Source organism: Geofilum sp. OHC36d9 (assembly GCF_052400685.1).
Taxonomy (GTDB): domain Bacteria; phylum Bacteroidota; class Bacteroidia; order Bacteroidales; family Marinilabiliaceae; genus CAZHHH01.
Genome location: NZ_JBQTGJ010000052.1, coordinates 1 through 574 on the forward strand (window position 1 = coordinate 1; position 574 = coordinate 574).

Here is a 574-nt window from a genome sequence, read left to right on the forward strand (position 1 = left end):
TATGCAAGTCCTACAACCCCATTAATGCCGAAACATTAATGGTTTGGGCTGGTCCCCGTTCGCTCGCCACTACTAGGGGAATCACTCTTGTTTTCTCTTCCTCCGCTTAATTAGATGTTTCAGTTCAGCGGGTTTGCCTCCTGATTTAACTCAGGATACTTAGTCTTCAACTAAGTGGGTTGTCCCATTCGGAAATCTGCGGTTTATCAGTTATTTGCACCTTACCACAGCTTATCGCAGCTTATCACGTCCTTCTTCGCCTCTGAGAGCCTAGGCATCCTCCATGCGCCCTTATTTACTTTCTTTTTGCCACGTAGTTTTCGTGTTATTTTCTTTTTCGTTTCCAGTCGTGTCAATGAACGTTTTGCACTGTTTGTGCAATGTGGAGAATAAGGGAGTCGAACCCTTGACCTCCTGCGTGCAAGGCAGGCGCTCTAGCCAACTGAGCTAATTCCCCATAAAAATAGAGATACAATACCTTAATCTTAGTATGAATGATCTTGAGTCCATCTTTTTCCAAAGTCTTTGAGACAGCTCTCCAGAAAGGAGGTGTTCCAGCCACACCTTCCGGTAC

The 574-nt window shown here is 45.1% G+C and carries 1 tRNA gene and 1 rRNA gene; both read right to left on the minus strand.

Annotation, left to right across the window (positions count from 1 at the left end):
• Positions 1-305 (minus strand): 23S ribosomal RNA (locus ACT3CD_RS17260); the annotation flags it as partial.
• A 78-nt stretch (positions 306-383) separates the two neighbouring features.
• A tRNA-Ala gene (locus tag ACT3CD_RS17265) sits at positions 384-457 on the minus strand.
• Positions 458-574 lie beyond the last annotated feature (117 nt).